This is a genomic window from Steroidobacter sp. (genome assembly GCF_016790065.1).
Classification (GTDB): Bacteria; Pseudomonadota; Gammaproteobacteria; order Steroidobacterales; family Steroidobacteraceae; genus Steroidobacter.
On record NZ_JAEUPY010000352.1, the window covers coordinates 1 to 7,803 of the forward strand.

Sequence of the window (7,803 nt, forward strand, 5' to 3'; positions counted from 1 at the left end):
GCAGCTTCACCCTGCCCTGTTCGGTCACCAGAATGTTCGAAGGCTTCAGATCGCGATGAATCACCAGATTTTGGTGCGCGTACTGCACGCTGGCGCACACCTGCTGCATCAGGTTGAGTTTGGCTTCGATGCCGAGCCGGCCGAGTTTGCAGTAGTGATCGATGCGCGTGCCGGCGATGTGTTCCATCACCAGATACGGCGTGCCGTCTTGCATCTGTCCGCCATCGAGCAGACGTGCGATGTTTTCATGCGCAAGCCGCGCGAGGATCTGACGTTCGGCACGAAAGCGGCCGGCAAGATTTGTAACGGCCGGGCACCACTCGACGACTTTCAGTGCCACCGACTGTTGATATTCGTCGTCAGCACGTTCGGCGCAATACACCGCGCCCATGCCGCCTCGGCCCAACAGCCGCACGATGCGGTAACGACCGACAATCTCTCCCTGGGGTAAGTCGCGTTTCATCCGCTGAAATATGTTGGGTGACTGGTCGAGCCGTGCGCGAGCGTACACGCGCTGCCAGTGATGCTGAAAGCAACAGAATCACACTCAGGAGTAGAATGCCCGCATGCACCAGAGCCAGCTCGACTCGAACCAACCTAAGTCAGTGCTTTATCGGCAACTAGTCGAAGAATTGCGCGGCTTACTTGCCGGCGAATCCGATTGGATCGCCAATCTGGCCAACAGCGCGGCGCTGATCTATCACTCGCTGCCGGATTTGAACTGGGCCGGGTTTTATTTGCTCAAGGACCGTGAGTTGGTGGTCGGGCCGTTTCAGGGCAAACCCGCCTGCGTGCGGATTGCTCTCGGCAAAGGTGTTTGCGGCACGGCCGCCTCTCAGCGTGTGACTCAGCTCGTACGAGATGTGCACGAGTTCCCCGGTCACATCGCGTGTGACGCCGCTTCGAATTCAGAGATCGTGGTGCCGATGATTCGCAATGGCGAATTGCTCGGCGTGCTCGACTTGGACAGCCCGAAGCTCGCGCGCTTCGATGAGCAGGATAAAGAGGGGCTGGAAAGCTTCGTGGCGGCGTTGCTCGCCGCCACGTAACTCAAGACTGACTTAGGCCGTCGGCGCCTTGGCGCGAGCGATGTATTCGCCGGTGCGGGTGTCGACGCGGACGTACTCGCCTTCGTTGATGAACAGCGGCACGCGTACCGTAGCGCCGGTTTCCAGCTTGGCGGGCTTACCGCCGCCGGTGGCGGTGTCACCGCGCAGGCCGGGGTCGGTTTCGGTGACTTTGAGCTCGACGTGCGCCGGGGGCGTCACGTTCAGCGGCTCGCCATTCCACAGCATGACGGTGCAGTTCATGCCGTCCTTCAACCAGATCGCGCCGTCGCCCATGGCTTCTTTGCCGGCGGTGTACTGCTCGAACGACTCCGGGTTCATGAAGGTCCAGAACTCGCCGTCGGTGTACAGATACTGCATTTCGGTTTCGACCACGTCCGCCGCGTCGGCGCTGTCGCCCGACTTGAAGGTACGCTCGGTGACCTTGCCGTTCTTCAGATTGCGCACTTTGACGCGGTTGAACGCCTGGCCCTTGCCGGGCTTGACCATCTCGTTTTCGACGATGGAGTAAGGCGTGCCTTCAAGCAAGATCTTGACGCCCGACTTGAATTCATTAGTGGAATAACTGGCCATTGGGCACCGGGGGTGAAAGTCTGCGAAAATGGACCGGTCCCGCAAAATTCAATGGGGCCCCGGCAAAGGGCGCAGATGATAGCCGCAACCTCCCAAGCAAACCAGTTGGCCAGCTCGTTCGACCCCGTGGGCATCGCTGCCGGGCCCGGTTGGCAGCGTTTGCTGGCCGATGCCGTCACCGATCCGAAGGAGCTGTGCAGCCTGCTGGAGCTGGATCCGGCTCTGGTTTTACCGGCAATCGCCGCCGCCAAGGGCTTTGCGCTGCGGGTGCCGCGCGGTTATGTCGCCCGCATGCGGAAGGGGGATCCGAACGATCCGTTGCTGCTGCAAGTGTTGCCCCTGGCCGCGGAACTGGACGTGGTCGCAGGCTTCGTGACCGACCCGGTCGGCGACCTGGATCGCCGGGCCGCCCAGGGCTTGCTCCACAAGTACCACGGCCGCGCGTTGCTGGTGACCACCGGCGCCTGCGCCATCCATTGCCGGTACTGCTTTAGAAGGCATTTTCCCTATCAGGACGAGTCGGCACTCCAACAGGGCTGGCAGGCGGCCATCGAGCACCTGCGCGCCGACCCGAGCGTCGAAGAAGTGATTCTGAGCGGCGGCGACCCATGGAGCTTGAGCGACCGGCGGCTGAAACAACTCACCGATGCGCTCCAGACCCTGCCCCACATCCGCCGCCTGCGCATCCATACGCGCTACCCCATCGTGCTGCCGGAACGCATCGATTTCGGCTTGCTCGACTGGTTACGGGGCGTCCGACTGCAGAAAGTAGTGGTCATGCACGCCAACCACGCCCGAGAGCTGGATGAGCCGGTCCGCCAGGCCTGCCAGCGACTGGCCTCGGCCGGCGTCACCTTGCTGAATCAATCGGTGCTGCTCAAAGGGGTCAACGACAGCGCCGCGGCGCTGGCCGAGCTCAGCGAAGCGCTATTCGAGACGCACGTCCTTCCCTATTACCTCCATGTATTGGACAAAGTGCAGGGCTCAGCCCATTTCGATTTAGCCGAAGCCCGGGCACTCGAACTGCATCGGGAACTGCTGGCGCGACTGCCCGGTTACCTGGTGCCGAAGCTGGTCCGGGAGGTTGCCGGCGAGCCGTCCAAGACGCCCGTGATCGGAACCGCCGAGCCTTTGGCCGAGCATTGAACGAATTGTCGTTGGAGTAGAACGTTGGCCGAATCTAGCGCCGTGCCGATGATCGTCCTGACCCGCCATCAGGACAATGTCGAGGCGATCAACAGCAACCTGCGCAACGCGGGCGTGGCCGTGCGTTGCAATTGGATCAAAGAGCTGACCGACCTCGGCGAAGCCCTGCAACAGATCAATGCCCACATGCTGGTGGCATTCGTCGGCCCCGATCCGGCCGACACCGCCAAGGTCATGACGGTGGCCAAGCAGTACGGCGCCGATGTGCCGGTGCTGTTCGCACGCGATCAGGTCGACGAAGAAATCATCGCGAATGCCATGCAACAGGGTGCTCGCGACGTGGTCACGTTGATGAATCCCAATCGGCTGCGCGCGGTGGTGACCCGCGAGCTCGATGCGAATCGCCAGGCACGTGCGCTCAACAGCACCATCAGCTCGGCGCGCGAATATCGCGATCAATTGAAATCATTCATGGCCGGCTCCGCCGATGCCATCGCGCACGTCCAGGAAGGCATCATCGTCGACGCCAATCCGGCGTGGCTGGATTTGTATGGTTACGCCGAAGCCGATGCGCTGACCGGCACACCGCTGATGGACGTGTTCGATCCCGAAGCGCATGCCGCACTCAAGGGTGCGTTGGTGGCGTGCCTGCAAGGCAAGTGGTCGAATCACACGCTCAAGGCCAACGCGCTATTGAACGACGGCTCCACCCTGCCGTTGGAAATGGAACTGTCGCGCACCGAGTTCGATGGCGAGCCCGCTGTGCGCTTGTGTTTTGCCGCGCGCAAGCACGAGTCCGGCAATCTCAACGAACAACTCACCGAAGCCTTGGAGCGCGACGCCAGCACCGGCGCGTTACAGCGACGCTTCTTCATCGAGCATTTGAAACAAGCCCTGGCTCAGCCCATCAAGGCCGGCGTGCGCGAACTGGTCGCAATTCAACCCGACAAGCTCGACGCACTCAGCGATGACATCGGCCCGCTGGCGGTCGAGGACTTCATCGGCCAATTCGCCGGACTGATCAGCGAGACACGCCAGGCCACCGATTTGTTCGGTCGCTTCGGCGACGGCACTTTGATCTTGTTGATGGAGCGCGGCACCACGCGTGACATCGAAGTGTGGGCCACCAATTTGATTCGCAAAGTCGGCACCCAAGTGTTCCGGCTGGGCGAGAAACAAATCTCCTGCAAGTGCAGTGTCGGCATCGGATTGATCGACCCTCGCTCGCCCAATCCCGCCAGCGCCATCGTTGACGCGCTCGCAGCTCGCCGCACGGCCGAGCTTGCCGGCGGTGCGCGAGTGAACGTCGTCGATCATCGCGAGGAAGACACCAAGCGAGAAGCGGCTGACGGCCTTTGGGTAAAGCGCATCCGCGCCGCGCTCATGGAGAACCGCTTCCGCCTGATGCAGCAGCCCATCGCCAGTTTGTTAGGCGAAGACAAAGGCATGTTCGACGTGCTGGTGCGCATGGTCGATGAGCAAGGCGAAGAACTGTTGCCCGCCGAGTTCATGTCGGCCGCCGAACGTAACGATTTGATGAAAAACATCGATCGCTGGGTGATTGGGGCGTCCATGACGTTCATCGCCAGCCGACCGGTGAAACAGTTGTTCGTGCGGTTGTCCAAGGACTCGGTGCGAGATAAGTCGCTGTTGCAATGGCTGCAGAATCAGCTGAAGTCGTCGCGGATCGACCCGAGTCGGTTGGCTTTTCAGATTAGTGAGCAGATCGCCACTGAGTACTTGGCCGATACCAGTGAGTTGGCGAATGGCCTGCGGAAGGCTGGCTTCCGGTTCGCCATCGAACACTTCGGCACCGGAAGAGATCCGCAGCGGTTGATCGCTCACTTACCTATCGACTTCATTAAAGTTGACGGCACGCTCATGCAGGGGCTCGCGGTCGATCAGGCGCTTCAACAGAAAGTGCGTGAGTTGGTCGACCAGGCGAAGGCGCGGAACATCCATACGATTGCTGAGCGCGTGGAAGATGCGAATACGATGGCGACGCTTTGGCAGCTCGGCATCGAGTTCATTCAGGGTTACTTCGTGAATGAGCCTGAGCAGGTGGTGATGGGCTGAGGCGGTTGCTGTAAGAGGCTCAGTGGCCCGCGGCGCCGGTCGCTGAGGTTGCCGTAAGAGGCTCAGTGGCCCGCGGCGCCGGTAATGACCTATGTCCTCCCGGCACCGCTGCACCCGCCGCGTCACGCAGACGCGTGTCGCTGCGCTTGTACATCCATGTAGCGCTATAGGACCAGCATCCCTGCTGGATCCAATTGCCGGGAGGACATAGGTCACTACCGGCGCCGCCTAAACGTTAGATACAGACGGGACGTCGAATCTCTTTGAGCGCGAAGAAAAGAGTTCTGAGTTTCGCGCGGTAGCAAGAAACCTTCGAGCGCCCGTTCGGGCGCGGTAACCGCGCGACGCGCGCGCTTGATGCCGCTGTGACGTCTCGGCGGTGGTGGGAGTGTCCTATCTCCTCCCGGCAGCTTCGAAAAGCAGGGACCTTTCGTAGCAGCGCTACAGGGATGTACAAGCAGAGCGACGCGCGTCTGCGTGGCGCGGCGGGTGCGCGGTGCCGGGAGGAGATAGGACACTCCCGCCACCGCAAACCACTGAGCCTCTTACGCCAGCTCAACTTCCAACTTATCGACCTTCCGCCAGCCACGCGGCAACACGGCGCCACGTTGAGCGCGCTCGCCCTTGTATTCCTTGAGGTCGGCGAACTTGATGGTCATCTTCCGATCCCCAGACCTCACAACCAAGTTCTGCGACGAAGTGATGACCGCAATCGCAGTCATGGTCTCATCGCCCTTGGAAGAGACACCGAAGATCTTATTGCCCTTGCCTTTAGGCAGCTCAGGCAAATCCTTGACCGGGAACACCAGCATCTTGCCTTCGCTACTCACAGCGCAAATCAGTGCCTTCTCATCAGCAGGCACAATCGCCGGCGCGAGTGACTTACTGCCATCAGGCACCTTCAACACAGCCTTACCCGCTTTATTACGCGAGTGCAGCTCGCCGAGATTCACGATGAAGCCGTAGCCGGCATCCGACGCCAGCACACACTTCTCTTCGGCCTCACCAATCAAGACACCAGAGAACGTCGCACCTTCAGGCGGATCGAGACGACCGGACAGCGGCTCGCCGTTGCCACGTGCCGACGGCATGGAGTGAGCGATCAACGTATAGGTGCGCCCAGAGCAATCCAAGAACACAGCCTGTTGCGTGCTCTTGCCCCGCGCAGCGGCGAGGAAGGCATCGCCGGTCTTATAGGAAATGGACGTCGGATCGATCTCGTGTCCCTTGGCAGCGCGCACCCAGCCGCGCTCGGACAGGATCACAGTCATCGGCTCGGCCGTCACGAGTTCGGTCTCGTCGATGGCCACCGCGGCCTCGCGCTCGACGATCTTGCTACGACGCTCGTCGCCGAATTCTTTCGCATCGGCTTCCAACTCGTCGCGCACCAGCTTCTTCAGCTTGGCCTTGCTGCCGAGCAGTTTGTCGAGCTTGTCTTGTTCCTGGCGCAACTCGTCCTGCTCGCCGCGGATCTTCATCTCTTCCAGCTTGGCCAGGTGGCGCAAGCGCGTGTCGAGAATTGCGTCCGCCTGGATCTCGGTGATCTGGAAGCGCTTCATCAACACCGGCTTCGGCTCGTCCTCGCGACGAATGATCCGAATCACTTCGTCCAGATTCAGATACGCAACCAGCAAGCCGTCCAAGATATGCAGACGCGAGCGGACCTTTTCCAAACGCCACTGCAAGCGACGCGTGACCGTGTCGACGCGGTACCTGAGCCACTCTTCGAGCAGCGTCTTCAGGCCCATGACGCGCGGCTTGCCGTCGAGACCGATGATGTTCAGGTTGACGCGATAGGTGCGCTCCAGATCGGTGGTGGCGAACAAGTGATTCATCACCTGCACCAGATCCACTCGATTGGACTTCGGCACGATCACGATGCGCGTCGGGTGCTCGTGGTCGGACTCGTCGCGAATGTCCTCGACCATGGGCAATTTCTTGGCCGTGATCTGTGCCGCGATCTGTTCCTGCACCTTGGAGCCGGACACCTGATACGGCAACTGAGTGATGACGACTTCGCCATCTTCCAGCTCGTACACCGCGCGAGCGCGGATCGAACCGTTGCCGGTCTCGTAGATCTGTTTGATGTCGGCCTTGGCCGAAATGATTTCGCCGCCGGTCGGGAAGTCCGGGCCCTTCACGTCCTTCATCAGCTCGCGCAGCGGCGTGTCGGGATCTTCCAGCAATCGAATACAGGCGCTGACCACTTCGCGCAGGTTGTGCGGCGGAATGTCGGTGGCCATGCCGACCGCGATACCGGTGGTGCCGTTCAACAAGATGTTGGGCACGCGGGCCGGCAACAACTTCGGCTCTTCCATGGTGCCGTCGAAGTTCGGCACCCAATCCACCGTGCCCTGGCCGAGCTCGGACAGCAGCAGTTCCGAGTATCGAGTCAGGCGGGCTTCGGTGTAACGATAGGCGGCGAACGATTTCGGATCGTCGGGATGACCGAAGTTGCCTTGACCGTCGACCAGCGGATAACGATACGAGAACGGCTGCGCCATCAGCACCATCGCCTCGTAACAAGCCGAGTCGCCGTGCGGATGGTATTTACCGATCACGTCACCGATGGCACGCGCCGCTTTCTTGTGCTTGGCGGCCTGCCACGAGCCTTGTTCGCTCATGACGTACACGATGCGACGTTGCACCGGCTTCAAGCCGTCGCCGATGTGCGGCAACGCGCGGTCGAGAATGACGTACATCGAATAATCGAGGTACGCCTTCTCGGTGAAGGCACGCAGCGGCTGGCGCTCGATGCCTTCGAAGTTCAAAGGAGGTTGCGTGGGCATAGTTCCAAACAGAGTTCGTGAGAGGACGAGCGCGGCTTACGGAGCGACTTCGGCAAGGTTGCCTTTGGTCTCCAGCCATTCGCGGCGGTCGCCCGAGCGTTTTTTCGCCAGCAGCATGTCCATCGTCTGGTCGGCTTCGTCCTTGGCTTCGA

General features: G+C 61.0%; 7 protein-coding genes. 3 read left to right on the forward strand and 4 right to left on the reverse strand.

Annotated features, from left to right (window positions below; genetic code table 11):
• On the reverse strand, positions 1-463 hold a 463-nt coding region (locus JNL55_RS14545; RefSeq protein WP_293854476.1), incomplete at its 3' end, for a serine/threonine protein kinase.
• Positions 464-566: 103 nt separating this feature from the next.
• Here JNL55_RS14545 and JNL55_RS14550 point away from each other — a divergent pair.
• Positions 567-1,049, forward strand: coding sequence for a GAF domain-containing protein (locus JNL55_RS14550; protein ID WP_293854480.1), 483 nt, complete (start codon positions 567-569; stop codon positions 1,047-1,049).
• Between the two features lie 12 nt (positions 1,050-1,061).
• Here the strand turns inward: JNL55_RS14550 and efp are convergent, their stop codons facing one another.
• A complete protein-coding gene (efp, locus tag JNL55_RS14555; protein ID WP_293854483.1) occupies positions 1,062-1,640 on the reverse strand; it encodes an elongation factor P in 579 nt (192 codons plus the stop codon).
• A gap of 75 nt (positions 1,641-1,715) precedes the next feature.
• On the opposite strand from efp, the gene epmB reads away from it, so the two are divergent.
• Complete coding sequence (epmB, locus tag JNL55_RS14560; RefSeq protein ID WP_415923080.1) at positions 1,716-2,786, forward strand: EF-P beta-lysylation protein EpmB; 1,071 nt, start codon at positions 1,716-1,718, stop codon at positions 2,784-2,786.
• Positions 2,787-2,810: 24 nt separating this feature from the next.
• Complete coding sequence (locus tag JNL55_RS14565; protein ID WP_293854490.1) at positions 2,811-4,862, forward strand: EAL domain-containing protein; 2,052 nt, start codon at positions 2,811-2,813, stop codon at positions 4,860-4,862.
• A gap of 545 nt (positions 4,863-5,407) precedes the next feature.
• Here JNL55_RS14565 and parC read toward each other — a convergent pair.
• A complete protein-coding gene (gene parC / locus JNL55_RS14570; protein ID WP_293854495.1) occupies positions 5,408-7,651 on the reverse strand; it encodes a DNA topoisomerase IV subunit A in 2,244 nt (747 codons plus the stop codon).
• A gap of 36 nt (positions 7,652-7,687) precedes the next feature.
• Positions 7,688-7,803: hypothetical protein (locus JNL55_RS37445; RefSeq protein ID WP_415923081.1), on the reverse strand; the 116-nt coding region annotated here is incomplete at its 5' end.